Source organism: Pseudomonas sp. GOM6 (assembly GCF_029537485.1).
In the GTDB taxonomy this organism is placed as follows: domain Bacteria; phylum Pseudomonadota; class Gammaproteobacteria; order Pseudomonadales; family Pseudomonadaceae; genus Aquipseudomonas.
Map to the genome: position 1 here is coordinate 1 of NZ_JARPUS010000016.1, position 25,718 is coordinate 25,718.

A 25,718-nucleotide genomic window follows, 5' to 3' on the forward strand; every position below is an offset into this window, starting at 1 on the left:
AGGGTCGGCGGTTCGATCCCGTCATCACCCACCAATCTCGCAGTTACGCGCAGCGGTAGTTCAGTCGGTTAGAATACCGGCCTGTCACGCCGGGGGTCGCGGGTTCGAGTCCCGTCCGCTGCGCCATATACAAGCCTTGGTCACACTGCTGATCCGGCTGAAAGAAGCGACCGCAAAGGTCGCTTTTTTTTGCCTGCAAATCCTGCGTAGTTTCGCAGCTTGAATGCCCGCCAATATCTGAACTTATCTCTGGTTCACTGTTCCTAATGTGCCGTAGCCAGTGCTTGTCGCGGGCTGCTAAGCTCGCGCTCTCTCTTCTCGCCCCACGCGGCATCACAAGGAACAAGCATGAAACAACATCGTCTTGCGGCAGCGGTTGCCCTGGTTGGCCTGGTTCTGGCTGGCTGCGATGCACAGACCAGCGAAGTGGAGCTGAAGACTCCCGCGCAGAAAGCCTCTTATGGCATCGGCCTGAACATGGGCAAGAGCCTGTCGCAGGAAGGTCTGGATGATCTGGACTCCAAGGCCGTTGCTCTGGGTATCGAGGATGCCATCGGCAAGAAAGAGCAGAAGCTGAAGGATGAGGAACTGTCCGAAGCCTTTGCCTTCCTGCAAAAGCGCGCCGAGGAACGCATGGCCAAGCTCAACGAGGAGTCGGCGGCTGCCGGCAAGAAATTCCTCGAAGAGAACGGCAAGAAGGAAGGCGTGGTCACCACCGAGTCCGGCCTGCAGTACGAAGTGATCAAGAAGACCGATGGCGCCCAGCCCAAGGCGACCGACGTGGTGACTGTGCACTACGAAGGCAAGCTGACGGATGGCAGTGTGTTCGACAGCTCCATCGAGCGTGGCAGCCCCATCGATCTGCCGGTCAGCGGCGTAATCCCGGGTTGGGTTGAAGGTCTGCAGCTGATGCACGTGGGTGAAAAGTACAAGCTGTACATCCCCAGTGAGCTGGCCTATGGCGCACAGAGCCCGAGCCCGGCGATTCCGGCCAACTCGGTGCTGGTGTTCGACCTGGAACTGCTGGCGATCAAAGATCCGGCTGCGTCTGCCGAATAAGGCGATCCCCTGGTCAGAAACGCCCCGCTTGTCGGGGCGTTTTCATTGGGGGCGGATTAATCGGCGACTGGTGAGTCTGAAAGGGAGGTGAGAGAGGGCAGGTGTTACGCTTATGCACATTCGTGTGGTAACTCTTCTGCTAGCGACTGTTACGGTTTCTGCGATCAGGTCGCATAACATAACTTTATGATTTTAATGAATTTTTTCTGCTGTCCAAAAAATGTTCGATCTGTTGTCCGGCCCCGTGGCTTGGGCGTTTGCTCGTGTTGTAAAGGATGTGTTCACAGGTTTATCCACAGGCTTGGTGGATAACCTGCTGCGAATCAGTACTGGTGCGGTATTGCTGGAGGTGACGATGAAATATCGTGCGGTAGGTGACCGTTACCTGCGTCAGGCTCGACGTGTGTTGAGTCGTGGACGGCTGCCGGCATTGCTGTTGGCGGTGTCGAGAAAAAGCACTAGTAGCGAGCGATTCTCGCGGCTGCGCGAGGATTTGTTATTACTGCAGGGGCTGTGCGCGGCCTGGTGGCGTGGTGAGTATCGCGCCATTAACTCCAAGGCCCTGCTGGCGGTGGTCGCTGCGCTCGTGTACTTCCTGGCGCCGCTGGATGCGGTGCCGGACTGGCTGCTGGGGCTGGGCTTGCTGGATGATTTGGCGGTGTTGGCCTGGGTGTTGCGCACCTGGGACGACGAGTTGCAGCGTTATGCGGGTTGGCGAGCCCAACAGTCGCCGCAGGAGCTGGCGCGTATCGAGAAGTTGCCTCAGGAGAGTTAATGGTTTTCCCGGTTGGCCTGTTCGAACAGTGCTTCTATTGCACCGCTGTCGCGCAGTTCGAGCAGCACTTGGTCGAGTTGTTCCGCTGCCATTTTCAGATGCGGACTGTAGGCGCAATGCATCCAGTATCGATTTACCACCCAGCTGCTGAAACGTACCGGTAGTGTCGGGTTGCGGCGCAGGCGGTAGGCCAATGGGCGCTGCATGTCGATCAGGGCATCCAGGCGCTGACGGCTGAGCATCTGCAGACGGGTTTCCAAGTCGCTCACATCCTGGCGCACTACTTTGCCGTTGCTGAATGCACTCATCAGCGGCTCTGTGTAGATGAAGCCCAGGCTGGTACCCAGGCTCTTACCCTGCAGCTTGGCAAGGTCGCTGAAGTCGGGGCTCTGCATATGTTGCAGCAGGCGATCCTCTTCCTGATACAGCGGCGCAGACCAGTGCAGGCGACTGGCTTGAGGCATCCAGTCCGGATGGGCATTGCAGATGATCTGGATGCGGCCTTCGAGCAGAAAAGCTTCGAGACGGTTGTTGGGGGTCTCGATGAAGCGCACCGGGATGGCCAGTTCACTGCTCACCCGTGCGCCCAGCAGGTGGGTGAAACCGCCGATCAGTTGATGCTGGCGTACGGCGACATAGGGCATGCCGTCATGCGGGCCGAAGCCCCAGAGCAACTCTGCCGTGGCCGGAGTGCTGCTCATAAGCAGTGCCCCCGCTAGAAAGCTGCGTATCACCACTGTTCTAAGGCCTCTCGACTCTTGTCTGCGGGGTCAGTATAGGTCAGGCTTGCACCATAACCGGGCTGTTGAACATGAGCTGCAAGGACGTGCCGGGCGTGTTGGCACTGGGTTTCATGGAGTGTTGTATGAGTGTGCAAGTGATCATGCGCGAGGGGGCACCGGAATACGCCGTGCTGCCCTGGGCCGAATATCAGGCCCTGCTACAGGCTGCCGGGCAGGCTGTAGCCCCAGCGGCGGAGGCTGCCAGTTCGCCACTGAGCCGATTGGCCGAACTGCGCGAGGCAAAAGGAATGTCCCAGGCCGATCTGGCGCGGGCCGTGGGAATCAGCCCGCACTATCTGGGCCTGATCGAGAGCGGTGAGCGTGAGCCGGACGGCGCGATTCTGCGCTCGCTGGCGCGGGTGCTCGAAGTGGCTGACTGGGAGCAGCCGTCTTGAGCGTACGTATTCATCGACAGCACTGGCAGGCTTTGCTCGGGGAGTTGGAGCATGCCCGGCGTCAACGCCATCTGCTGACCTACCGTGCTCTGGTTGAGCGCCTGCAGCTGCCGACTCCTGCCATGCAGACCCTGACCGCCGCGCTGGAGCATCTGGCCGCGCTGGATGCTCGCGCCGAGCGTCCACTGCGCAGTGCGCTGGTGATCAGTCAGGGCGCCAGCCGCCTGCCACGTACCGGCTTCTTCGATTACGTCACGCGTCTGGGACGCTTTACCGGCCCCTCCGATGGTGTGGCTGCTGCCTCCTGGCATGCCGCCGAAGTGGCGCGGGTCTTCGAGTTCAGCTATCCCGAGGAGCCCTGATGCTCCTGCGCCTGCGTGCCCGCCTGAGTTACTGGCTGGCGCGGCGTCTGTTTCATTGGTCATGGTTATTGCGCCAGCCGCGTGCCTGGGCCTGGATGCAGGGGCAGTACGCCCGGATGGCTGCCATGGGCGATGTGCCGGCGCAAAGCTTCTACGGCCATATCCTGCTGTTTCGCGGCCAGGGTTTGGGCGCTCGCGAAGAGGGGCTGCGTTTGTTGCGTCTGGCTGCCCAGGGCGGCGATGGCAAGGCGGCTTACCAGGTGGGCGTGCAGGTGCTGGCGGGCGATAGTCGCCAGGCGCCTGATCGCGAAGCGGCGGCCCGCTGGTGGGGGCTGGCTAGCGAGGCGGGACATCCGCTGGCGGCTCAGCGTCTCTCCAACCTGTATCGTGATGGCGCACCCGGCGTTGAGGCAGACCCACTTCTGGCCGAGCAATATGCCCGGCGTGCCGTGGAGCTTGGGCTCAAGCCGAGAGACTGAGCGTGTCGAGAATGTGCAGGCTGTAGCCCGGTACCGCCTTGGCGTGGCGCTTGGCCTCGGAAGCCATGCCGGCCAGCTGACTGGCGTCGAGGTGCTGGCAGCTTTGCGGGTGCAGATGAACCACGCCGACCGACAGTGACAACAGCGGAAACTCCTCGCGCTTGCCCTGGCGGTTGTGGCTGACGAAGCAGCCGGCCTGCAGGTGTTCCTCATGGTAGAAACGCCGGCACTGGGCCTGAAAATCTTCCAGCAACTGATTGAGGCGCTTGCGCCAGTCCACCGAGCCCAGCACCAGGAGAAAGTCGTCGCCGCCGATATGCCCGACGAAGTCGCGGCTGGGATCGACCCGTTCGTTCAGGCACTGCGCCAGGCACAGCAGCACTTCGTCGCCCTTGGCATAGCCGTACAGGTCGGTCAGGGGCTTAATTCGAGAAAAATCTTAGCTCTGCTGCCGTAGTAGATGCATTCCCAAAAAGTCGCTCTGTTGCTTCATTTGTGAAAAATGCCCTTGCGTTTACAGAGGTACTTTTCTCATTACGTGCATACATTGCTAATGTATGGGGCGTAGGTATTAGAAGTCAGTCTAAGGAGCGGAAATGTCAGTTGAGCAGGTACGTTCGGCATTAGAGAAATTTATTTCTGGGCAGGAAGCTAAGGCTATTGTGCTAAAGGGGGACTGGGGGACAGGGAAAACTTACTTGTGGGATTCTGTGCTCAAACAAAAGAAAGAGAAAATTTCACGGAGAAAATATTCCTATGTCTCTCTTTTTGGGCTAAGTAATCTTTCTGATTTGAAACGTGGGATATTTGAAAATGTGGTTTCTAGCGAGACTGCTGATGTCAGCGGTGATTTTAGAAGCTTGATGGATAATGTTGCAGGGGTCGGGCAAGCTTTAGATAGAGCTTTTCGGAAGGGGGTGAGGGTCACTGCGGAGGCAGCCTCTATTCCCTTTGTTAAAGGGTTGGGGGGTGTTGTAGATGCCGTTTCATTTGCCAGTGTTTCTGATTCATTAATTTGCATTGATGACTATGAAAGAAAGAGTTCTGGTCTTTCTGGGAGAGAGATATTAGGTCTTATTTCTCATCTCGTTGAGAAGAAAAATTGCAGCGTAATTCTGATACTGAATCAAGGGCAGGTAACTGGTGATGCTGCTGAGTATTTACAATTTAGTGAGAAGGTTTTTGACTATGAGGTAGAGTTTTCTCCTACCCCGGAGGAGGCAGCTAATATCGTTTTTAACTATGAGGATGACTATGAAAGAAAGGCAATTGAAAACTCCCTTGCTTTAGGTATATCAAATATACGCCTCTTGAAGAAAGTGAAGTATTTTTCTGGAGCTTTAAGAGATGTGCTTGTGGGGTATCCTGATGCTGTTGTTAGGCAAGTTCTTAATACTCTTACTTTGGCAGTTTGGTCTATATATTCGAGCGATCCGGATAAGGTTGCTATTACTGCTATCAGGGAGTTTGGGGGTGGAGGGTTCGAAAAGTTTTTCGAAGAGGGTTTAGAGGATGAGGGTGGTGCTGCTCAGAATCTTAAAAATAAATCATCGAACTTGCTTCGTAAATATGGGTTTATTAGGTGTGATGAGTTAGATGAGGCGGTTATTTCTCTCGTTGAGAAAGGCTACCTTGATGAGGCTGGACTTAGAATGCTTGCAGAAAAAGCAGCTGAGAATGTTAAGCACAATGAGGATGTTCAGCTGCTGCAAGAGGCGTGGAGAGTATATAGGTGTTCGTTTAGGGATGATGAGGGAGAGATAATAGCAGGATTTGAAAGGGCTATAGCTGCTTGTCTAAATAAGATGAGTGTTATGGATCTGGATTCTATTTGCTTTTTTTATAGGGGTGTGGGGCGCATAGAGCGTTTGGAACAAGTGGTTGATAGTTATTTTGTGGGCATGAGGGAGCAGGGAGTGGCTATAAGCAGGAGGGAGATTTTTAGATGGCCTGGGGATGTGTTTTTGTCTGAAGCGCTAACGGCTTATATAGAAAGTTCTAGAATTGTAAAAAAATTTGAGGATTACATTATTCCGTATGCGGGAACTAATGGCTTGGATAGAGATGATTATCTGAGTTTGTCTTGTTGTGAGGTGGAAGAGTTTTATAATTTCTTCGCTGGTTCGGATTCCGAAAATCTTCACTCTTGGATTTCTTTCTGTTTGGGTTTTGCAACGATTAGAGCATCAGATGATGAGTCGCAGCGGGCTTTCGAGCAGATATTTGTAAGAGCATTTGAAGCGATACTAAGAATAAGGGCAGAATCTAATCTGAATGCTCTTAGAACGAATGTGTATATGAGTTATCAGGACGCTTATGACACACTGGTTCGGAAGAGTTAATGTTTAAGGCCCATGCTCAGCATGGGCCTTTGTCCTCAGATCTTTGCAGTTCTTGTTGCTGCTGCAGCAATCTTACTGGCGAATTCATATATTTCAGTAGTCAGGGCGCTAATATGATGATTGGTGTCAATGGATATCCATGTGGTCGGGTTTCCGACAAACTTTCCTTTGCTGCACTCCATAATGCGATAGTCCCCCCAGCTGAAGTTCTCCCCCATGTAATGTGGGGACTCTACGATAGCTCGGGCAAGCACATTGTTCTGTGCTGCTTTATTTTCTCGCCGTAATGAGTGTCCACGAGCTATGAAGTAGCTATTTTCTATTGTGTACCTGATTTTTCCATTCATGTCAGGGGCGATAATGTTATCAACTGCTCTTGGATTACGAACACCATAGTCGCCAAAGTAGATGCTTGCTGTAGGATATGCCTGCAAGAAGCCTTTCCAGGCCAGCACCTCTTTCCTGAAAATTGTGGCTGATGAGTCTGGTGTTTTTACTGCATGATTTACCGATGTCGGAATTGAGCTTCCCACCGAAATAATATAGGTGAAGCCTAGGGAGCGCATATGTTCATATGCCCGGCTAATCGTCTCAATGGCGTCATTGACAGACTTCTTGGTAATGTCTTCGAGGTCAATTATGACTGGTGTGTTTAGCGGGATTAGATTTGCCTCTGCCAGTATGTCTTCAATAACCTCATTGAAGTAGTCAGGGTCAAGCATGTCCTCTAAAGCTACGCTATCCAAGCGAATGCTGAAAAATTGATCTTTGCCAAGTCTGATAGACTTAATTGCCTCTTTATATTCAGGGGTTTCCCAGCGGTCATAACCAATTAAAGGGCAGGGGAGAATACCTTTCTCTGTAAGCTGGTCGACTGCATAATTCAAAATATGCTCGCCTGACTCAAGCAGGAAATTTTCTGGCCACTGGAAAATATCGAGCATTATCTGTTTTTTAGGAATTGCTTTCGCAATATCGGCTGAGCACTTTTCAATATAATCTTTGAAGGGAGTATCTGTCCGCCTCTGGGCAGTTTCCAGCTGCAATCCGCCAAGCTTGGTGAGTTCAATGATCGGTGTTGTTCTAGCAAGAACGCTTTGAGAAAGGTTGCTCAGGGCATCTAGCTCGCCTTTTTTGGCCTTCAAGACCGGGAAATACTGATCGTTCATAATATGTCACCCTGCATTTCGGATTTAAACAGCTTTCTTACTTCGCCTTGTCCCACAAGGTCAGAGAAGAGATTGTAGTTGCCGCTTTCTTGTCGCAATCTGCCTGCGATAATCGCAGGGTGTATTTTTAAATTTCTAGCAAGATCTAATATAGATTCTTTGCTTGGATTTAGATACGCATCTGATCTTTTCCATATGGATCGAGGTATGAAGGCTTCTCTTGCAATTCTATTTGCTTCGGCTTCTCTCTTGTCTTCAGATGGTCTTTCTAGATCATCTAATATTGCTTCGGAGCTATCATCCATGTGTTTCCAGATGTGTGCAACTTCGTGTATCAGTGTGAACCAGAAATTATCAATCCTATCGTTGCGAAGTGTAAGGCCAATTATTGGTGTTCCGTCTGCATCTAATAATGCAGCGCCGTCAAGCATTGTCCCTTTTAGGTGTGGCTCTATAATTACGGATACGCCTATATCTTCTAGTAGTTTTTTAGCCAGCAAGGGGCCGCTTTCAAATCTACTTAGTTGTGATAGTTCTTTTATGAGGCTATTGTTTATTGAGTCTTTTTTGTACTCATTTGTTTTTCGGGTCTCTCTTGATTTCTGGATTATTCGTGCGACCCATGCATATAGAGTGTAATTTGTGGTAGGAGTTGCAGCCTCACCTTTTAGAGTCCTTCTAAAGGATGCTCCGCCAGTTTGCAGCCCCATCTCGAAGATGAAGTTTTTTACTATTTCTTCGGCACTAGATTTCGCTTTGTCTGTAGCCTTCTGAATCCATCCCCGTGTCACCATTTCGGCGACTGGAAATTTTTTCCAGTCGATACTTTCTTTTTTAGGAGTGTTCTCTATTTCAGAAAGCCCAATTAACGTGTCAGTCGATATTCCAAGTCCTATAGCTAATGCTCTGATCATTGGAACTGTGAGGGGTCTTTTTCGTGAGAGTATTTCTGACACTCGACTGCGTGTTCCAAAATAAGGAACTAGGTCAGCTTGTTTAAGACCTTTTTCCTCCATTCTGAACAAAATGGCATCAATTGGGTCAGGTGCCTCTACGGGGTATTTATTCTTTTCATAATCCTCAATTAGCACGGACAGAAGCTCAAGGTCGTCACTTTCATCAGTGCCTGGCGCTGGCATTTTATGAATAAGCTCTTGAACCTTGTCGAAGTACTCTCTGTACTGCTCTTCGGTTCTAATGACTTTTGCTTCAATAGTATTCATAGTTTTTTAATAAGCTTAGTAATGATCGCAATGCCTTGGGCAAAGGCAATTTTCAATTCTAGAAAGTGTCCCGATGAGCAGACGCAAAAGGAAAAGTGGTTCTCTTCCAGCTTTTGGGCTTTGGGGTACTGCTCTAGAAGCTCAGAGGAGTGCTTCCAGTGGGCGTGCGAAATTTCGCTCACCCAGTTAGAAATCCACTTATCTATGTGCTCGCTTTCCCCCCTAAGGGTTACGAGCTTCTCACGCCCTAGCAATTTCATGATTGATGCTTTGTTCCCAATTTGGGAACAATATAGGGGTGCGCCTGGAGAGCTGTCAAGCGGAATGTTCCCAGATTGGGAACATGATGGTTGGTTCTACTGCAGACTCAGAGTGTGGTGGTCAGCTCACGCTCAATGAGGTCAAAAATCTTATTGATCACCTCTTTTGCTTGCTCCGGCGTCTGGAATAAATTGCCTCCGTACAGGTCGTTGAATGGCTTGAAGCTGTCGATATCCACATAGCACACCACGGCTTCGCGGCTTTGCTGCAGCAGGCGTCCCAGGCATTGCTGGATGGGCACGTTGCCCGGTAGCAGGGTCAGCGGGTTGGCATGGCGGGCCTGCTGGATCTTCAGTTCGGTGATCAGCTTGAGCACATCGATAACTCTCCCCAGGCCGCGGTAGCGGCCGTTCTGCACGATGATGAAGTCTTCCTCCATGCGCTGCCGGGCGCGGCTGGTGAGCAGTCGGCTGACCTGTTGCAGCGACTGGCCGATATCGACGGCGAGGAAGTCCTGGCTCATCAGGCGGCTGATCGGCTTGCGGGCGAACAGGTCGGTGGCGAAGGGCTTGAGCAGTGCGTCCGACAGCGAGTGGCGGTGGACGATGCCCACCGGTTGGCCCTGCTCGTCGAGCACCGCCAGGGAATTGAGGTTGGCCTGGGCGCGGAAAGCCTCCAGCACTTCGGCGATGGCGGTCTGCTGCGGCACGGCCTGCTGCTCGTTGAGCAGTGCTGACAGGTCGCCGCTCTCTTCACCCAGCGTGGGAGACAGGTTATCCAAACGCGGCAGCAGTTTCTGCGCATCGCGGGGCGGCTGTTCCTGAGGACGGCAGAGCAGATAGCCCTGCACCAGATCGATGCCCATCTCGATCAGCGTGGCCAGCTCCTCTTCCAGTTCGATGCCTTCGGCGATCACCTGGGCGCGCGAGGCACGGGCCATCTTCAGGATGGAATCGACGAACTCGCGTTTGACCGCATCCTGGTGGATGCCGTCGATGAAGTGGCGGTCGATCTTCACGTAGTCCGGGCGCAGTTCCGACCACAGGCGCAGGCTGGAATAACCGGCGCCCAGATCGTCCAGGGCGATGGAGAAACCCATGGCGCGGTAGTGGTGCAGGGCGGTGTCGAGCAGAGCGAAATCGTCGATGGGGGCCTGCTCGGTCAGCTCGATGACGACCTGATCCGGCGGAATGCCGAAGTCCCTCAGCAGCTTCAGGGTACGGCCCGGCTGGTGGCTGGGCTCCAGCAGCGACTCCGGCGAGACGTTAAGGAAGAGCTTGCCGTGCAGTTTCTGTGCGCTGAAACACTGGCAGGCGCTCTTGCGGGCCTGCAGTTCCAGTTCGCTCAGGCGCCCGCAATTGCGGGCCACGCTGAACAGGGCGATGGGAGCGTGCAGTGGGCTGTTCGATGGACCACGGGTCAGGGCTTCGTAGCCGAGAATACGCTGCTCGGAGAGGCTGATGATGGGCTGGAACAGGCTATGGAGGTCGCCGTGAGCAAGGATGGACTCCAGGGCGCTCAACTGCTCGGTGACGGTCATGGGGTGTCTCGATCTGGCGGAAAAGAAAAAGGCCGGTATCGCTACCGGCCTCTATTTCACGACAGTTCAGTGACTGTTTGATGACCATTGCCTCAGTGCTTGGCGATGGTCGCCTCCAGTCCCAGGTAGTCGAGCAGGATGCGCCCGCTCTCCGCCAGGTAGGCGTCGTCTTCCGGCTTGGTCTTTTCCGGCTCGACAGGGCTGGCGTCTTCATCTTCCGCTTTGATTTCCTTGAGCAATTCCTCGCCCTTGGCCTTGCGCTTGGTGTTTTCCAGGGCCAGTTGACGCTTCTCGATATCGGCGTGCTGGGCGCGGCGTTTTTCCTCGTTGAGGCTGACGCTGGTCTCGGCCATCAGCTCCTGGGTCAGCGCCAGGCGCTCGCGGGTGAAGACGAAGTCCGGATCGTTCGCCGTACGCGACTCGTGGCGGGCCTTGAGTTCGGCCAGGAAGGGTTTGTAGGGGTTGCTGTCCGGGCGTACGGCCGGTTTGATGCTGTCCCAGGGCATGGCCTCGGGCAGGGCGCTCTCGCCGATTTCCTGGGTATCCACGATGTTCGGGTAGGCGATATCCGGTAGCACGCCTTGGTGCTGGGTGCTTTGCCCGGAAACCCGGTAGAACTTGGCTAGGGTCAGCTTCAGCTCGCCATGGTTGAGCGGCTGGATGGTTTGCACCGTGCCCTTGCCGAAGGTCTGGCCGCCGAGGATCAGGGCGCGATGGTAGTCCTGCATGGCGCCGGCGAAGATTTCCGAAGCGGAGGCGGACAGGCGATCCACCAGCACTGCCATCGGGCCGTTGTAGAACACGCCGGGTTCTTCGTCGGCCAGGACGTCGACGCGGCCGTCGCTGTTGCGTACCAGTACGGTGGGGCCCTGATCGATGAACAGGCCGGTCAGTTCGGTGGCTTCCTGCAGGGAGCCGCCGCCGTTGTCGCGCAGGTCGATGACCACGCCGTCGACTTTTTCCTGCTTCAGTTCGCCGAGCAGGCGTTTCACGTCGCGGGTAGTGCTCTTGTAGTTCGGGTCCTGGGCGCGGTAGGCCTTGAAGTCGAGGTAGAAGGCCGGAACCTTGATCACCCCGAGTTTGTATTCGCGGCCTTCATGCTGCAGCTTGAGCACGGACTTCTGCGCCGCCTGTTCCTCCAGCTTGACTGCCTCGCGAACGATGGTGACCACCTTGCTGGTCAGGTCGCTCGGCGCGTTGCTGGCGGGGATTACTTCCAGGCGCACCTTGGAACCTTTCGGGCCACGGATCAGCTTGACCACTTCGTCGAGGCGCCAGCCGATCACGTCGACCATTTCCTTGTCGCCCTGGGCCACGCCGATGATCTTGTCGGCCGGGGAGATCAGCTTGCTCTTCTCGGCCGGGCCCGCCGGCACCAGGCGTACGACCTTGACGTACTCGTTGTCGTTTTGCAGGACGGCACCGATGCCTTCCAGCGACAGACTCATGTTGATGTCGAAGTTTTCCGCGTTGTCCGGCGAGAGGTAGTTGGTGTGCGGGTCGTAGGTTTGCGCGAAGGCGTTGATGTAGGCCTGGAACACGTCTTCGCCACGGGTCTGCGCCAGACGCTTGCGCTGATTCTTGTAGCGCTTTTGCAGCAGCTCCTGAATGTCCTTGGGCTCCTTGCCGGCGATCTTCAGGCGCAGTACTTCGTCCTTGACGCGCTTGCGCCAGAGATCGTCCAGTTCGGCGTTGTTCTTGGCCCAGGGGGCCTTTTCGCGATCCACCAGCAGGTTCTCGTCGATGCTGAAGTCGATCTTGTCGACCCCCTTGGCGAGCAGGGCGTCGACGTAGTCGAGACGCTCTTCGGAGCGCTGCAGGTAGGTGCGGTAGATGATGAAGCCTGGCTCCAGGTCGCCACCCTTGAGCAGGTCGTCGAAGCGCTTGCTCCAGCGGTCGAACTTCTCGATATCGGCGGCGGTGAAGTAGCTGCGCGCCGGGTCGAGCATCTGCAGGTAGCCCTCGTAGATTTTCTGCGAGCGGGCATCGTCCAGAGGCGGCTTGTTGTAGTGGTGGCGCTTGAGTAGCTCGACCACATTGAGGCTGGCGATCACCTGTTCGCGATCCGGCTGCAGGTAGGCCCAGTTTTCGGCTGCGGCCTTGGCGGCGGCGGGCAGGGCATTGAACCCAAGCAGCAGGGCGAGGGCGGTAGCGGGGATAAGTCTCTGCATGGTGGTTCGACGCGAAGGCAGGTGATAACGCATATTAGGCCGTCTAGTAGGGCGCCGGTTCCGTTGGAGCCGAGCGGCAAAATGCAAAAACCCGGAGTGCGGTGGCGCAAGCCGCGCGCCGTCTACGCCGGGGTCTCATTCACTATGGAGGCAGCATGAAGGCATTGCAAGGCGTTGAGGGGCAGTTGGAATGGGTGGAACGGTCGCTTTCTGCCTGCGATGTGGGGCAGATCCGCATTCGTGTCGCCGCCGCTGGCCTCAACCGTGCGGACCTGTTGCAACGCGCCGGCCACTATCCGCCACCCCCGGGTGCCAGCGATACGCTCGGCCTGGAATGCTCCGGGGTTGTGGTCGAGGCTGGGCCGGGCAGTCAGTGGCAGGTGGGCGAGCGGGTCTGCGCGCTGTTGGCCGGTGGTGGCATAGCCGAGGAAGTGCTGGTCGATGCGCGCCATGCGCTGCCGGTGCCGGAAGGCGTGTCACTGCTTGAAGCTGCGGCGCTGCCGGAAGTCTATGCCACCGCCTGGCTCAACTTGTTCCAGCTGGCGGCTATCAAGCCCGGCGAGAAGGTGCTGCTGCACGCGGGTGCCAGCGGTGTCGGCTCGGCAGCGATCCAGCTGTGCAAGGCGTTCGGCAACCCCTGCTGGGTCAGCGTCGGTTCGGCCGAGCGTCTGGCCTACTGCGAAGCGCTGGGTGCCCAGGGCGGGGCGATTCGCAGTGAGGATCTGCAGAGCCTGCGCGACTTCGGTCCCTTCGATGCGATTCTCGATCCGGTCGGTGCCAGCTATGCCGACCTCAACCTGCAACTGCTGGCCCGCGATGGGCGCTGGGTGTGCATCGGCTTGATGGGCGGCAGCAAGGCGCAGCTGGACATGGCGCTGCTGCTGGGCAAGCGCATCCAGCTGACCGGCTCGACCCTGCGCAACCGTGACGAGCAGTTCAAGGCCGAGCTGATGGCGGATTTGCAGCACCACGTCTGGCCGCTGTTCGGCGAAGGCCGGCTGAAGCCGCAGCTGGAGCGTGCCTATGCGGCCAAGGACGCCGAAGCGGCCTTCGCCGCGCTGGCCAGCAATCAGGTCAGTGGCAAGCTGGTGCTGCAGCTCGACGACAGCCTGGTCTGAGTTAACGCCAGTGCAGGATGTCCCAGCCCTCGCGTTGCGCATGCTCGCGCAGCGTCGGGTCGGGATTGACCGCATGCGGGTACGGCACCTGCGCCAGCAACGGCAGGTCGTTGCGCGAATCCGAGTAGAAGTGCGCCCCCTCCAGAGTCTCGCCCTCGGCCTGCAGCCAGGCGTCGAGGCGGGTGACCTTGCCTTCGCGGTAGGTCAGCACGCCCTGGGTGCGACCGCTGTAGCAGCCGTGTTGCAGTTCGCAGTCGATGGCCAGCACTTCTTCGACGCCCAGGCGCTCGCCGATGGCGCTGACCAGGAAGTGCGCCGAGGCGGAGATGATCAGCAGGCGGTCACCGGCCGCGCGGTGGCTGGCCAGACAGCGCATGGCGTCGCTGTAGATGATCGGCTCGATCACGTCCTCGACGAAGGGCTCGACGACGAAGGCCACTTCCTCCGGCGTGCGACCCACCAGCGGCGACAGGGTGAAGGCCATGTAATCCTCCATGGCCAGCTTGCCTTGGGAGTACAGGGTCATCAGCTCCTGCTCGCGGGTCAGGAAACTGTCGCGGTCGACCCACTGCAGGTCGACCATGTGCTCGGCCCAGAGCGAGGCGCAGTCGCCGTGGATCAGGGTTTCGTCGAGATCGAAGATTGCCAGGGCCATCAGGCCACCTCCCGGATTGCGTTGGCGTCGATGGACAGGCCGATGCACTGGCCCTTGCCGATCAGCTCGCCTTCGCTGCGATTGAGTACGTCTACCAGCAGTTCCACGCCGTTGGCCTGTACCCGGTAGCGGATGACGTTGCCCAGCAGGCTGTGGCCGAGTACTTCGGCGGCGATGGTGCCGCTGTCGTGTAGCTGGATGGCCTCGGGACGGATGGCGATGCGGCTGTTTACCGGGCGCAGCAACAGGCGGCTGGCGGTGTCGGCATCGAGCAGGTTGTAGTTGCCGATGAAGCCCGCGGCGAAGGCATCCACCGGGGCGGTATAGAGCGATTCGGCATCGCCGCTCTGGACGATCTTGCCGGCGTTCATCAGGAAGATGCGGTCGCTCATGGTCAGCGCTTCTTCCTGGTCGTGGGTGACGAAGAGGGTGGTCAGACCCAGCTCCTGCTGGATGGCGCGGATCTGCTCACGCAGGTGTTTGCGGATGCGCGCATCCAGAGCCGACAGCGGCTCGTCGAGCAGCAGCAGGCGCGGGCGGGTGACCAGCGAGCGCGCCAGGGCCACGCGCTGGCACTGGCCGCCGGAGAGCTGGTGCGGGTAGCGCGCGGCAAACTCGTGCAGCTCCACCAGGCGCAGCACTTCGTCGACGCGCTGGGCGGTTTCGTCCTTGCCGACCTTCTGCATGCGCAGGCCGAAGGCGACGTTCTGCGCCACCGTCATGTTGGGGAACAGCGCATAGCTCTGGAACACCATGCCGATGCCGCGCTTCTGCGGCGTCAGCGGCACCAGGTCCTGTTCGCCGAGGAGGATTTGCCCGCCGTCGACTTCGGTGAGGCCGGCGATGCAGCGCAGCAGGGTGGATTTGCCGCAGCCGGAAGGGCCGAGCAGGGTGACGAACTCGCCCTGTTCGATCTCGCAGTGGATGTCGCTGAAGATCGGCGTGTTGCCGTAGCTTTTGTGCAGATTACGGATGGAAAGGTAACTCATGCCTTGTCCTTATTCAGGCGAGTGGCCGCCCAGGTGAAGACCAGTACGAAGAAGAAGTAGGAGATGACCAGGGCGCTGTTGAAGTGGCCGCTGCTGTTGCGCATGTTGTTCAGGTACACCTGCAGGGTTTCGTAGCGGGTGCCGACCAGCAGGTTGGCGAACACGAACTCACCGAACAGGAAGCTGAAGGAAAGGAACAGCGACACCATCAGGCCGTTGCGCAGGTTGGGCAGCACCACCAGGAAGGCGGCCTTCCAGGTGCTGGCGCCGAGCAGGTGGGCGGCGTCCATCAGGTCGCGCAGGTTGATCGCCTGCAGGTTGTTGGTGATGGCGCGGTACATGAACGGCAGGGCCACGGTGAAGTAGCAGCCGATCAGGATCCACGGTGTGCCGACCATCGCCAGTGGCCCGGAGCCATAGACCTGCAGCAGGCCCACCGAGGACACCACCGGCGGCACGGCGAACGGCAGCAGGATGAGGATGTTCATCACCCCGTCCAGCTTGGGGAAGTGGTAATGCACCACGAACAGCAGCGGCAGGATCAATAGCGCCGACAGGGCCAGAGCGCCGAAACAGACCAGCAGCGACTGGCCGAAGGCGTTCAGAAAGCGGCTGTCGCTCCACAGTGCCAGATACCACTTGAGGGTCAGGCCGTCCGGCAGGATGGTCGCGCCCCAGCTGGTGGACAGCGAGTAGAGCAAGGTCGCCGCCAGTGGCAATAGCAGGATCAGGAACAGTAGCCAGACCACGATGCGGTGGTAGAGGGCGGCGGGTTTGCTTTCAGTGCGCATCGTGATAACTCCTGCGCAGCAGCCATTGATGAACCACGGTGATCAGCGCCATCAGGCCGACCAGCACCATCGCCAGGGCACTGGCCAGGTTGGGGTCGAGGCTGATGTCGCCGGCGACCAGACCGGCGATGCGGATGGGCATCACGTTGAAGTTGCCGGTGGTCAGGTAGTACACGGTGGCATAGGCGCCCAGGGCGTTGGCCAGCAGGATGACGAAGGTACCGAGCAGCGCCGGGGTCAGTACCGGCAGACCGATATGCCGCCAGAAGTCCCAGGTGCCGGCGCCGAGCAGTTGCGCCGACTCGCGCCAGTCCTGGCGCAGAGCGTCGAAGGCCGGGTAGAGCAGCAGCACGCCCAGGGGAATCTGGAAGTAGGTGTAGAGCACGATCAGGCCGGTCTTGGAGTAGAGGTTGAAATCCTCGATCAGCCCGGCCTGCTTGAGCAGCAGGGTCAGTGCGCCGTTGAAGCCGAGCAGGATGATGAAGGCGAAGGCCAGCGGCACGCCGGCGAAGTTGCTGGTCATGTTGGAGAAGGCCATGACGAAGTCGCGCAGCTTCGAGTCCACCTGGCGCAGCGAGTAGCTGCCGAGGATGGCGATGACGATGCCGAACAGGCTCGACCAGAAGGCGATCTGCAGGCTGTGCTTGATCGCCTGCAGGTAGAACTTGGACGAGAAGATCTTCTGGAAGTTGGCCAGGCTCCATGTATCGCCGACGATCAGACTGTTGATCGCCACCCACAGTAGCGGGGCGATCTGGAAGGCGAAGAAAAAGAGGGCGAAGGGCAGCAGGCAGAGCAGAGGCAGCCATTTGCCGCGTAATGCAGGCATCACTTGAGCAGTTCCTTGCACAGGGTTTTGTCGTGGGGCGCGCCGAGCAGGGCGCAAAGGGTGCCGCACAGCTCGGTCTGGCGTGGTGCAGCCTCCGGATCGAGGCTGAAGGCGTCGCCCAGCACCAGCAGCGGTACTTCACGCTCTTCCGGCAGCAGGCCGTTGTGCGAGCGGTCTGCGTTCATGCCATGGTCGGCGGTCACCATTACCTGATAGCCGGCATCCAGCCAGCGCTGCAGGTAGTCGGCGAGGATCACGTCGGCGCGGCGGGCGGCGTTGCGGTATTCGGGCGACTGGCCGCCGTGGCGATGGCCGGCGTCGTCGATGTTCATCGGGTGCACCAGGAGGAAGTCCGGGCTGTGCGCCAGGCGCAGGCTCTCGGCATCGGCGAACAGGTGCGAGTCCGGGTAATGGTCGGCCCAGTAGAACAGGCCATGCTGGATCGGCAGGCTGCTGTCGCAGGTCAGGCGATCGCGGGCACTGACGAAGGGTGCGCGGTTGTACAGCTCGCTGACCCAGTGGTAGGCCGCCGCGGCGGTACTCAGGCCGGCTTCGTGGGCGTAGTGGAACACGCTGCGCTGGTTGGACAGACGCACCACATCGTTGTGCACCACGCCGCTGTCGATCGGCGCGACGCCAGTGAGGATGCATTCGTAGAGCGGGCGCGACAGCGCCGGCAGTTCGCATTCCAGCTTGTACAGCTGGGCGCGGCCGGCGTTGCGGTAGGCATACAGGTGGCCCAGGGCGTGGCTGGCGACCTCGAAGTTGAGGCCGTCGAGCAGTACCAGGATGACTTTGTGCTTCATCGGGAATTCCTTGGTGTGTGCGGGGCCGGCAGGCCCCGCATCACGATTACTGCATTTCGATGATCACGTTTTCCTGCCACTGCTGCGGCAGGGCCTTGGACGTGGCTTCCCAGGCGGCGGCATCCTTGATCGGCTGGACCTTGGCGTACTGCTCGTTGGGCAGCAGCTTGGCCTGCACTTCGGCCGGCAGGGTCAGGTGCTCGGCACGGATCGGCCGGGCGTTGCCCTTGGCCAGGTTGATCTGGCCGGCGTCGGAGAGGATGTACTCACGTGCCAGCTTGGCCGCGTTCGGGTGCTTGGCGTACTTGTTGATGATGGTGGTGTAGCCGGAGATCACCGAACCGTCGGACGGGATCAGCACCTCGAAGCGGCTCGGGTCGATCTGGTCGCGGTAGCTCAGGCCATTGAAGTCCCACACCACGCCGACTTCCACTTCACCTTTTTCCAGGGTCTGGATGGTCGGGTTGGACAGCGACAGGCGGCCCTGCTTGGCGATCTCGGCGAAGAAGTCCAGGCCCGGCTGGATGTTCTTCTCGTCACCGCCGTTGGCGATGGCGGCGGCCAGTACACCGTTGACCGCCTGGGCGGCAGCGCTGACGTCACCGATGGCGACCTTGTACTTGCCCTGTTTCAGGTCGGCCCAGGACTTGGGTACTTCCTTGACCAGGTTCTTGTTGACGATGAAGGCGATGGAGCCGGTATAGGCCAGCATCCAATGACCGTCCTGATCCTTGGCCCAGGCGGGGATCTGCTCCCAGGTGCTTGGCTTGTACGGCTGGGTCACGCCCTTCTGCACGGCGATGGGGCCGAAGGCGGCGCCAACGTCGCCGATATCGGCAGTGGCGTTGTCCTTCTCGGCGTCGAACTTGGCGATTTCCTGGGCCGAGCTCATGTCGGTGTCCATGTGCTTGAGGCCATACAGCTTGTTCAGGTCGGCCCAGGTGTCTTTCCAGTTGGCCCAGCTGTCGGGCATGCCGACACTGTTGACTTCGCCCTCGGCACGGGCGGCTTGTTCCAGCGCTTTCAAATCCTCATTGGCCATGGCCTGGTTACCCAGAATGACGGCCGATCCCAGCAGTGAAGCCAGCAGCAGGCGTTTCATGTGGAGCTCCTTGTCAGGTGAAAGGTTGGTCTAGATCAGCAAGACCCAGGCCAAATCTAGTAGCCTTCTGTGACGCTTTTATGGCGAATACGCGGCGATCTTCGTTCTGCGCGTGCCGCAGGAAAGCGTAGACCATGGCCAAGTGCCTGATTTCTCTGGAGGGTTACAGGCGCTGTGGCACAGGGCATGCAGGCATCGGTGAGCGTCCAGTGGCTGTCATCTGAGAGTCATCTAGGCTGCCTAGCATGGCCAGTTCAGGCACTGCTTTGGTGCTGGTCTATTCCAGAATGGAGATTTGCATGCGCGAAGAAGCGCCGCGTACCGTGACTGCCATCTGCCGAGCCCTGCAGGAGCAGATTGACCACGGCCTGTTGCCCCAGGGCGGCAAGCTGCCGGCCGAGCGCAAGCTCAGCGAACTGTTCGAGACTACCCGTATCACCCTGCGCGAGGCGCTGGGCCAGCTGGAGTCCGAGGGCTTGATCTACCGCGAGGAGCGCCGCGGCTGGTTCGTTTCACCGCGCCGGCTGGACTACAACCCGCTGGGGCGCAGCCACTATCACGCCATGGTGCGCGAGCAGGGGCGGGTGCCGTCTACCGAGCTGATCAGTGCGCGCAGCATGCCGGCGCCAGCGGATATTTGCGCACGCCTGGGGCTGCCGGCACTGTCCTCGGTGCTGCAGATCCGCAGGGTGCGGCGCATCGACGGGCGGCTGGTGCTGTATGTCGAGCACTACCTCAATCCGGCCTATTTCCCCGGCATTCTCGATAACGACCTGACCACTTCGCTGACCGAGATGTATGAGCGCCAGTACGACATTCATTACGGGCGGGTGGCTTTCGACATCCTGCCCACGGCACTGCCGGCCGAGGCGGCGTTCAACCTCAAGGCGGCAGCGGGCAGCCCGGGGCTGTGCATCACCCGGGTCAACCGCGACCAGCGCGGGCGGATCATCGATTGCGATGTGGAGTACTGGCGCCACGACGCGGTACGGGTACGGGTGGAAGTGCCGGATTGAGGGGACTGATTCCCCTCTCCCTGTGGGAGAGGGGGCCAGATTTCACGCCAGCTCGGCGCTGGCGTAGAAGGCGCTGAGCACTTTCACCAGATGGGCCAGGTCCTGGCTGCCGGCCAGCTCGCGAATCGAGTGCATGGCGAAGGTTGGCAGGCCGATATCCACGGTGCGCACGCCCAGCTGGCTGGCGGTGATCGGGCCGATGGTCGAGCCGCAGCCCATGTCGCTGCGCACCACGAAGCTCTGCACCGGCACCTCCTCGGCCAGGCACAGGTGGCGGAAGAAGCCGGCGGTTTCGCTGTTGGTGGCGTAGCGCTGGTTGCTGTTGACCTTGATCACCGGGCCGGCGTTGAGTTTGGGGCCGTGGTTGGCGTCGTGTTTGTCGGGGTAGTTGGGGTGCACGCCATGAGCGTTGTCGGCCGAGACCAGCAGCGACTTCTGGATGCAGCGCACGAAATCTTCACCTTCCGGCAGCACGCGGCGCAGCACCTGTTCGAGGAAGGGGCCGTCGGCGCCGCAGGCCGAGCAGGAGCCGATTTCCTCGTGGTCGGTGCACACCAGCACGCAGCTTTCTTCACCTTCTGCCGCCAGCAGGGCCTGCAGGCCGGCGTAGCAGGACAGCAGGTTGTCCAGGCGCGCGCCGGCGATGAATTCCTGGTTGAGGCCGATCACGGCGGCGCTCTGCGTGTCGTAGAAGCTGAGTTCGTAATCCAGCACCGCGTCGGCGCTGACGCCATGTTCCTCGGCAAGACGCTCGGTGAGCAGGGCGCGGAAGTCGGCTTTTTCGTCGCCCAAGACCTGGGCCAGGATCGGTGGCAGTTCGGTCTGCGGGTTGATCGCCCAGCCCTGGTTGGCCTCGCGGTTGAGGTGAATGGCCAGGTTGGGAATCACCGCGATGGGCTGCTGGAAGTCGATCAGCAGGCTCTGCACCTTGCCGCTCTCACGGAAGGTGACACGGCCGGCCAGTGACAGGTCGCGGTCGAACCAGGGGGCGAGCAGGGCGCCGCCGTAGACTTCCACGCCGAGCTGGAAGAAGCCCTGGCGCTGCAGTTCCGGTTGCGGCTTGACGCGCAGGCAGGGGCTGTCGGTATGCGCGCCGACCAGGCGCAGGCCGCCGTCCAGCGGCGCGCGGTTACCCAGTTTGAAGGCGATGATCGAGGAGTCGTTGCGGCTGACGTAGTAACGGCCACCGGGCTCTGTGTGCCAGGGCTCGCGCTCGTCCAGCGGCTTGTAGCCGGCGGCCTGCAGGCGTTGGGCCAGGCTGCGGGTGGCGTGGAAGGGGGTGGGCGAGGCCTTGAGGAAATCGATCAGGCCCTGGTTCAGCTCTGTGCGCATAACGGACTCCGGACAGCGATGCAGCGGAGTTTATCGGATTCGGCCCGATGATTGGCAGGAGAGTCCGGCTGTTGTGCGCCAGGTTTGGCGGGGCAGTCCCGGAGGTCATCCGGTAACTGCCCTGGTGGGCTTCAGCCGACGGTGACCTTGGGCATCTCCGGCATGTTCAGGGTCTGCTCGGCACGTGGGGCGAGGACTTCAGCTTCGCCGTCCACGACTTGCTCATTGTTCTGGTTGAACACCCGGGTGGCGATGCGCACGCGGTTCTTCGGCAGTTTTTCCAGCACTTCCAGCTGCACGGTGAGGGTGTCGCCAAGCTTCACCGGGCGGGTGAATTTGAGCTGCTGGCCCAGGTAGATGGTGCCGGGACCGGGCAGGTTGCAGGCGATGGCCGCACTGATCAGTGCGCCGCTGAACATGCCGTGGGCGATACGTTCCTTGAACATGGTTTCGGCGGCGAAGGTGGCGTCCAGGTGTACCGGGTTGTTGTCGCCGGAGACGGCTGCGAACAGCTGAACGTCGCGTTCATCGACCGTCTTGACAAGGCTGGCCTGCTGGCCGACTTCGAGTTTTTCGTAGGGGATGTTGGTGATCTGGCTCATGGAGCGGTCCTTTCAGGGAGTGGGGCACTGGCGGCTGCGGGCCAGGGCTCGCTCCAGCCAGTCGCGCAGGTAGTGGGTGACCTCGTTGCGGTTGCTCTCATTGAGCAGCTCGTGACGGGCTTCGGGGTAGATCTTCAGTTCGACCTCCTTGAGGCCGGCGGTACGCAAGGCGCCGGCCAGATCGCCCAGGCGTTTGCCGGCGCTGACTGGGTCGTGTGCTCCGCCGATCACCAGTAGCGGCAAGTCGTTATCGATCTGCGCCAGGTTTTCGACGGGGGTGATCTGCTGCAAGCCCTGCATCAGGTCACACCACAGCTGGGTGGTACAGACGAAGCCGCATTGCGGGTCATCGACGTACTTGTCGACTTCATCCGGGTCGCGGCTGAGCCAATCGAAGGCAGTGCGGTTGGGTTTGAACGCCTTGTTGAAGGAGCCGAAGGAGAGAAAATCGATCAGCTTGCTGCGACCGGTCGGGCCCAGGCGCCAGCGCTCGAAGCGGGCGACCAGTGCTGCGGCCTTGTACACCGGCAGTGGCTGATAGTTGGAGCCAGACAGGATGGCGCCCTGCAGGCTGCAGCTGTGCTGCATCAGGTAGGCCATGCCGATGTAGCTGCCCATGCTGTGGCCGAGCAGGAAGATCGGCGTCTGCGGGTGTTGCTTGCGGATATGGTGGTTGAGGCTGGCGAGGTCGCCGACCACCTTGCTCCAGCCGTCCCGCTCGGCGTAGTGGCCCTGGATGCCGCGCTGCGCAGTTTGGCCGTGACCACGCTGGTCGATGGCGTAGACCTCGTAGCCGTTGTCCACCAGCTCACCGGCCAGCCGGGCATAGCGCGCCGAGTGTTCGGCCATGCCATGCGCGATCATTAGGGCTGCTTTCGGGGGGCGATCCGAGTACCAGCGGGTGAGGTGCAGGGCGGTGCCGTCACTGGCGCCAATCCAGGAGTTTTCTTGTTGCATGGCGGGTCCTTATGCCCGGGGTGTCGCGGCATTGTGCATCGCCGCGCTCATTGCGCAAAGGGCGGTGCCGCGTAGCGTTTGAGGATGCGTGTGTATTCCCCGCTGCCGTGCAGTTCACGCAGGCCGCGCTCGAAGATGGCGGCCCAGTCTGGTTCACCCTCACGATGACTGGTGAAACCCACTACCAGGGGGATGCGCTCGAGCGCCGGCTCCTGCCACACCAGTCGGCCGCGTAGCTCACTGTCGTTGGCAATCAGGTGCTCGCCGACGATGCGTTCCAGTAGCACCAAATCGAAGCGGCGGGCCGCCAGCTTGCGCAGGTTGCTGATGTCATCAACCGCTTCTTCGGTAATAAGGCCTGAGGTGAGGAGGCGCGGCGGGTAGCCATAACCGCGCACGATACCGACCTTGAGCCCACGCAGATCAGCGAGGCTGGAAAAGCGGACGGGATCTTGCTGGCGAGCAAACAGGCCAAGTTGGCTGTAGAACAATGGTCTTGAGGCGATCAGCTGTTCTTCCTTTATCTCCTGTGGCCACAGGGCCAGGGCGCCCTGATAAGTGCCTGCGCGCAACTCGGCGCGTACCCGTGCCCAGGGCAGGAAGTCGATTTGCGGTTGATGGCCTTGGCTGGCAAAGGCACGTCGGGTCAGCTCGACGATGCTGCCGCCGCCTTCGAGCACGCTGGAGCTGTAGGGTGGGTATTCCAGCGTCGCCAGGCGTGGTTCGGCCTGGAGCGGCAGGCAGAGCAGGGCGAGCAGGGTCGGCAGGAGCAGGCGGGGCATGGCACGCTCGGTGGGTGATGAACTTCAGGGTCTGTTGACGTTTTGTCGCGAGCCGCATTGCAGCGAAGCATTGCGCAGCTCGCAGGAACGGGCCCGTTTGGGCCATGGCAAAACATCATCAGACCCTAGCTATAGACTAAGGGGTGACGAATCGCTGTAAAGCATGGCAAAGATTCATGCGGTCAATTGGCGCGTTAGGCTATTTGCCAGTGGGTGGGGAGCTGCTAAGTTCCGGCACAGCCCGGTCGCACTCGCAGGCGACCGGCCAGCACATTCAGGGCAAGGGGATAACAACAATGCAACCTGATTTCTGGGACGATAAGCGCCCGGCCGGAGTCGCCAACCACATTGATCTGACCGCCTACCGTTCGGTGGTCGAAGTGTTCGAACGATCCTGCAAGAAGTTCGCCGACCGTCCGGCCTTCAGCAACCTCGGGGTCACGCTCAGCTACGCAGAGGTTGAGCGTCAGTCGGCCGCCTTCGGTGCCTGGCTGCAGCAGAACACCGATCTCAAGCCGGGTGACCGTATCGCAGTGCAGATGCCCAACGTGCTGCATTACCCGATAGCGGTGTTCGGCGCCATGCGCGCCGGGCTGATCGTGGTCAACACCAACCCGCTGTACACCGTGCGCGAGATGCGTCATCAGTTCAATGACGCCGGCGTGCGTGCACTGGTGTACCTCAATACCTTCGGCAAGTCGGTGCAGGAGGTACTGCCCGATACCCAGCTCGAATACCTGATCGAAGCACGCATGGGCGACTTCATGCCGAGCCTCAAGGGGTGGCTGGTCAATACCGTGGTCAAGAAAGTGAAGAAGATGGTGCCGGACTATCACCTGCCCCAGGCCATCTCCTTCAAGGATGTGCTGCGTGGCGGCAAGGGCCATGCACTGAAACCGGCCCAGGTGGGTCTGGACGATGTGGCGGTGCTGCAATACACCGGTGGCACCACCGGCGTAGCCAAGGGCGCGATGCTCACCCATGGCAACCTGGTGGCCAACATGCAGCAGGTGCACAACTGCATGCAGCAGCTGGGCGACGACGGCCAGCCGCTGATGAAGGAGGGCAGCGAGATCATGATCGCGCCGCTGCCGCTCTATCACATCTATGCCTTCACCGCGAACTGCATGTGCATGATGGTCAGCGGCAACCACAATGTGCTGATCACCAACCCGCGCGACATTCCCGGCTTCGTCAAGGAACTGGGCAAGTGGAAGTTCTCCGCGTTGCTGGGCCTGAACACCCTGTTCGTCGCGCTGATGGATCATCCCGAGTTCAAGAACCTCGACTTCTCCAACTTCAAGCTGACCAACTCCGGCGGCACCGCACTGGTCAAGGCCACCGCCGAGCGCTGGGAGCAGATGACCGGCTGTGCGGTGGTCGAGGGCTACGGCCTGACCGAAACCTCCCCGGTGGCCACCACCAACTGCTATGGCGCGCTGTCGCGGCTGGGCACCGTGGGCATCCCGGTGGCCGGTACCGCACTGAAGGTGATCGACGATAACGGCGTGGAGCTGCCACTGGGCGAGCGTGGCGAGTTGTGCATCAAGGGCCCGCAGGTGATGAAGGGCTACTGGCAGCGCGAGGAAGCTACCGCCGAGGTACTGGATGCCGAAGGCTGGTTCAAGACCGGTGATATCGCGGTAATCGACCCGGACGGCTATGTGCGCATCGTCGACCGCAAGAAGGACATGATCATCGTCTCCGGCTTCAACGTGTACCCCAATGAGATTGAGGATGTGGTCATGGCCCACCCGAAAGTTGCGGCTTGCGCGGCAATCGGCGTGCCGGACGAGAAGTCCGGCGAGGCGGTCAAGCTGTTCGTGGTACCGCGTGAGGGCGGCGTGACCGTCGATGAGCTCAAGGCCTTCTGCCGGGAGAACTTCACCGGCTACAAAGTACCCAAGCACATCGTCCTCAAGGATGCGCTGCCGATGACCCCGGTTGGCAAGATCCTTCGCCGCGAGCTGCGCGATATCGCCTGAAGCACGATTCAGGCGACTTCCTTACCCGTGAATCAGGAAGTGACCGGTCGCTAATGATCGGTCATTTTTCTGACCGGGGTGGCCATGTTTGGTGCTAGGCGCCCCCCGGCAAAGCTGCTACTCTCGGCACGCTTTGCGCCAGGCCCCACCTCGCGCCAAGGGCAAAACATCACAACAAATAGCCGCCATCATGCGC

The 25,718-nt window shown here is 59.4% G+C and carries 24 protein-coding genes, 1 tRNA gene and 1 pseudogene; 10 read left to right on the plus strand and 16 right to left on the minus strand.

What is annotated here, in order from left to right:
* The first annotated feature begins 49 nt into the window (after positions 1-49).
* From P7A97_RS16910 to P7A97_RS16920, 3 genes are all read left to right on the plus strand, one after another.
* Positions 50-126: transfer RNA gene (locus P7A97_RS16910), tRNA-Asp, on the plus strand.
* Between the two features lie 222 nt (positions 127-348).
* Positions 349-1,059: an FKBP-type peptidyl-prolyl cis-trans isomerase gene (locus tag P7A97_RS16915; RefSeq protein WP_277691239.1), complete on the plus strand. Its 711-nt coding sequence runs from the start codon at positions 349-351 to the stop codon at positions 1,057-1,059.
* A 355-nt stretch (positions 1,060-1,414) separates the two neighbouring features.
* The gene (locus P7A97_RS16920) at positions 1,415-1,834 is read left to right on the plus strand and encodes a DUF1232 domain-containing protein (RefSeq protein ID WP_277691240.1); all 420 of its coding nucleotides are present in this window, start codon (positions 1,415-1,417) and stop codon (positions 1,832-1,834) included.
* Here P7A97_RS16920 and P7A97_RS16925 read toward each other — a convergent pair.
* Positions 1,831-2,535 (minus strand): transporter substrate-binding domain-containing protein, encoded by a 705-nt coding sequence (locus P7A97_RS16925; RefSeq protein ID WP_277691242.1) that lies wholly within the window; start codon positions 2,533-2,535, stop codon positions 1,831-1,833. The two genes, P7A97_RS16920 and P7A97_RS16925, sit on opposite strands and share 4 nt — an antisense overlap.
* Positions 2,536-2,699: 164 nt before the next feature.
* On the opposite strand from P7A97_RS16925, the gene P7A97_RS16930 reads away from it, so the two are divergent.
* The 3 genes from P7A97_RS16930 to P7A97_RS16940 are packed head-to-tail and all read left to right on the plus strand — an operon-like array spanning position 2,700 to position 3,852.
* Positions 2,700-3,011, plus strand: a complete 312-nt coding sequence (locus P7A97_RS16930; protein ID WP_277691243.1) for a helix-turn-helix transcriptional regulator — start codon at positions 2,700-2,702, stop codon at positions 3,009-3,011.
* Positions 3,008-3,373: a hypothetical protein gene (locus P7A97_RS16935; RefSeq protein ID WP_277691244.1), complete on the plus strand. Its 366-nt coding sequence runs from the start codon at positions 3,008-3,010 to the stop codon at positions 3,371-3,373. The genes P7A97_RS16930 and P7A97_RS16935 overlap by 4 nt, the downstream gene beginning before the upstream one ends.
* A complete protein-coding gene (locus P7A97_RS16940; RefSeq protein ID WP_277691245.1) occupies positions 3,373-3,852 on the plus strand; it encodes a sel1 repeat family protein in 480 nt (159 codons plus the stop codon). The genes P7A97_RS16935 and P7A97_RS16940 overlap by 1 nt, the downstream gene beginning before the upstream one ends.
* Here the strand turns inward: P7A97_RS16940 and P7A97_RS16945 are convergent.
* A complete protein-coding gene (locus P7A97_RS16945) occupies positions 3,836-4,279 on the minus strand; it encodes a diguanylate cyclase (RefSeq protein ID WP_347177306.1) in 444 nt (147 codons plus the stop codon). The two genes, P7A97_RS16940 and P7A97_RS16945, sit on opposite strands and share 17 nt — an antisense overlap.
* Positions 4,280-4,448: 169 nt before the next feature.
* Here P7A97_RS16945 and P7A97_RS16950 point away from each other — a divergent pair, with 169 nt between their 5' ends.
* A complete protein-coding gene (locus tag P7A97_RS16950; protein WP_277691246.1) occupies positions 4,449-6,194 on the plus strand; it encodes a hypothetical protein in 1,746 nt (581 codons plus the stop codon).
* A 35-nt stretch (positions 6,195-6,229) separates the two neighbouring features.
* Here the strand turns inward: P7A97_RS16950 and P7A97_RS16955 are convergent, their stop codons facing one another.
* The 4 genes and pseudogenes from P7A97_RS16955 to P7A97_RS16970 form a co-directional block, all read right to left on the minus strand.
* Positions 6,230-7,363 carry a beta family protein gene (locus P7A97_RS16955; RefSeq protein ID WP_277691247.1) on the minus strand — a complete coding sequence of 378 codons (1,134 nt, stop codon included), beginning with the start codon at positions 7,361-7,363 and terminating at the stop codon, positions 6,230-6,232.
* The gene (locus tag P7A97_RS16960) at positions 7,360-8,586 is read right to left on the minus strand and encodes an ImmA/IrrE family metallo-endopeptidase (protein ID WP_277691248.1); all 1,227 of its coding nucleotides are present in this window, start codon (positions 8,584-8,586) and stop codon (positions 7,360-7,362) included. The genes P7A97_RS16955 and P7A97_RS16960 overlap by 4 nt, the downstream gene beginning before the upstream one ends.
* Before the next feature lie 457 nt (positions 8,587-9,043).
* Positions 9,044-10,387: pseudogene (locus tag P7A97_RS16965) on the minus strand (EAL domain-containing protein); the annotation flags it as partial.
* Between the two features lie 92 nt (positions 10,388-10,479).
* Entirely contained in the window at positions 10,480-12,558 is a 2,079-nt protein-coding gene (locus P7A97_RS16970) for a carboxy terminal-processing peptidase (protein WP_277691249.1), read from the minus strand.
* Positions 12,559-12,713: 155 nt separating this feature from the next.
* On the opposite strand from P7A97_RS16970, the gene P7A97_RS16975 reads away from it, so the two are divergent.
* A complete protein-coding gene (locus tag P7A97_RS16975; RefSeq protein WP_277691250.1) occupies positions 12,714-13,676 on the plus strand; it encodes an NAD(P)H-quinone oxidoreductase in 963 nt (320 codons plus the stop codon).
* 1 nt (position 13,677) lies between these two features.
* Here P7A97_RS16975 and P7A97_RS16980 read toward each other — a convergent pair whose 3' ends face one another.
* Genes P7A97_RS16980 through P7A97_RS17005 form a run of 6 tightly spaced genes read right to left on the minus strand, consistent with a single transcriptional unit; the run spans position 13,678 to position 18,848 of the window.
* Entirely contained in the window at positions 13,678-14,331 is a 654-nt protein-coding gene (locus P7A97_RS16980; protein WP_277691251.1) for an HAD family hydrolase, read from the minus strand.
* Positions 14,331-15,320 (minus strand): ABC transporter ATP-binding protein, encoded by a 990-nt coding sequence (locus tag P7A97_RS16985; RefSeq protein ID WP_277691252.1) that lies wholly within the window; start codon positions 15,318-15,320, stop codon positions 14,331-14,333. Before P7A97_RS16985 ends, P7A97_RS16980 begins: the two co-directional genes overlap by 1 nt.
* Positions 15,317-16,111, minus strand: a complete 795-nt coding sequence (locus tag P7A97_RS16990; protein WP_277691253.1) for an ABC transporter permease — start codon at positions 16,109-16,111, stop codon at positions 15,317-15,319. The genes P7A97_RS16985 and P7A97_RS16990 overlap by 4 nt, the downstream gene beginning before the upstream one ends.
* Complete coding sequence (locus P7A97_RS16995; RefSeq protein WP_277691254.1) at positions 16,101-16,940, minus strand: ABC transporter permease subunit; 840 nt, start codon at positions 16,938-16,940, stop codon at positions 16,101-16,103. The genes P7A97_RS16990 and P7A97_RS16995 overlap by 11 nt, the downstream gene beginning before the upstream one ends.
* Entirely contained in the window at positions 16,940-17,746 is an 807-nt protein-coding gene (locus tag P7A97_RS17000; protein ID WP_277691255.1) for an alkaline phosphatase family protein, read from the minus strand. The genes P7A97_RS16995 and P7A97_RS17000 overlap by 1 nt, the downstream gene beginning before the upstream one ends.
* 46 nt (positions 17,747-17,792) lie before the next feature.
* Complete coding sequence (locus P7A97_RS17005; RefSeq protein WP_277691256.1) at positions 17,793-18,848, minus strand: ABC transporter substrate-binding protein; 1,056 nt, start codon at positions 18,846-18,848, stop codon at positions 17,793-17,795.
* Positions 18,849-19,147: 299 nt separating this feature from the next.
* Between P7A97_RS17005 and P7A97_RS17010 the strand changes: the two genes are divergently transcribed.
* On the plus strand, positions 19,148-19,864 hold the full coding sequence (locus tag P7A97_RS17010) for a UTRA domain-containing protein (RefSeq protein ID WP_277691257.1): 717 nt from the start codon (positions 19,148-19,150) through the stop codon (positions 19,862-19,864).
* 42 nt (positions 19,865-19,906) lie between these two features.
* Here P7A97_RS17010 and P7A97_RS17015 read toward each other — a convergent pair whose 3' ends face one another.
* From P7A97_RS17015 to P7A97_RS17030, 4 genes are all read right to left on the minus strand, one after another.
* Positions 19,907-21,196, minus strand: a complete 1,290-nt coding sequence (locus P7A97_RS17015) for a M18 family aminopeptidase (protein ID WP_277691258.1) — start codon at positions 21,194-21,196, stop codon at positions 19,907-19,909.
* Positions 21,197-21,327: 131 nt separating this feature from the next.
* Entirely contained in the window at positions 21,328-21,798 is a 471-nt protein-coding gene (locus P7A97_RS17020; protein WP_277691259.1) for a MaoC family dehydratase, read from the minus strand.
* A 12-nt stretch (positions 21,799-21,810) separates the two neighbouring features.
* Positions 21,811-22,755, minus strand: a complete 945-nt coding sequence (locus P7A97_RS17025; protein WP_277691260.1) for an alpha/beta hydrolase — start codon at positions 22,753-22,755, stop codon at positions 21,811-21,813.
* A 47-nt stretch (positions 22,756-22,802) separates the two neighbouring features.
* Entirely contained in the window at positions 22,803-23,537 is a 735-nt protein-coding gene (locus P7A97_RS17030; protein ID WP_277691261.1) for a transporter substrate-binding domain-containing protein, read from the minus strand.
* Between the two features lie 296 nt (positions 23,538-23,833).
* Here P7A97_RS17030 and fadD2 point away from each other — a divergent pair, with 296 nt between their 5' ends.
* A complete protein-coding gene (gene fadD2 / locus P7A97_RS17035; RefSeq protein WP_277691262.1) occupies positions 23,834-25,522 on the plus strand; it encodes a long-chain-fatty-acid--CoA ligase FadD2 in 1,689 nt (562 codons plus the stop codon).
* Positions 25,523-25,718 lie beyond the last annotated feature (196 nt).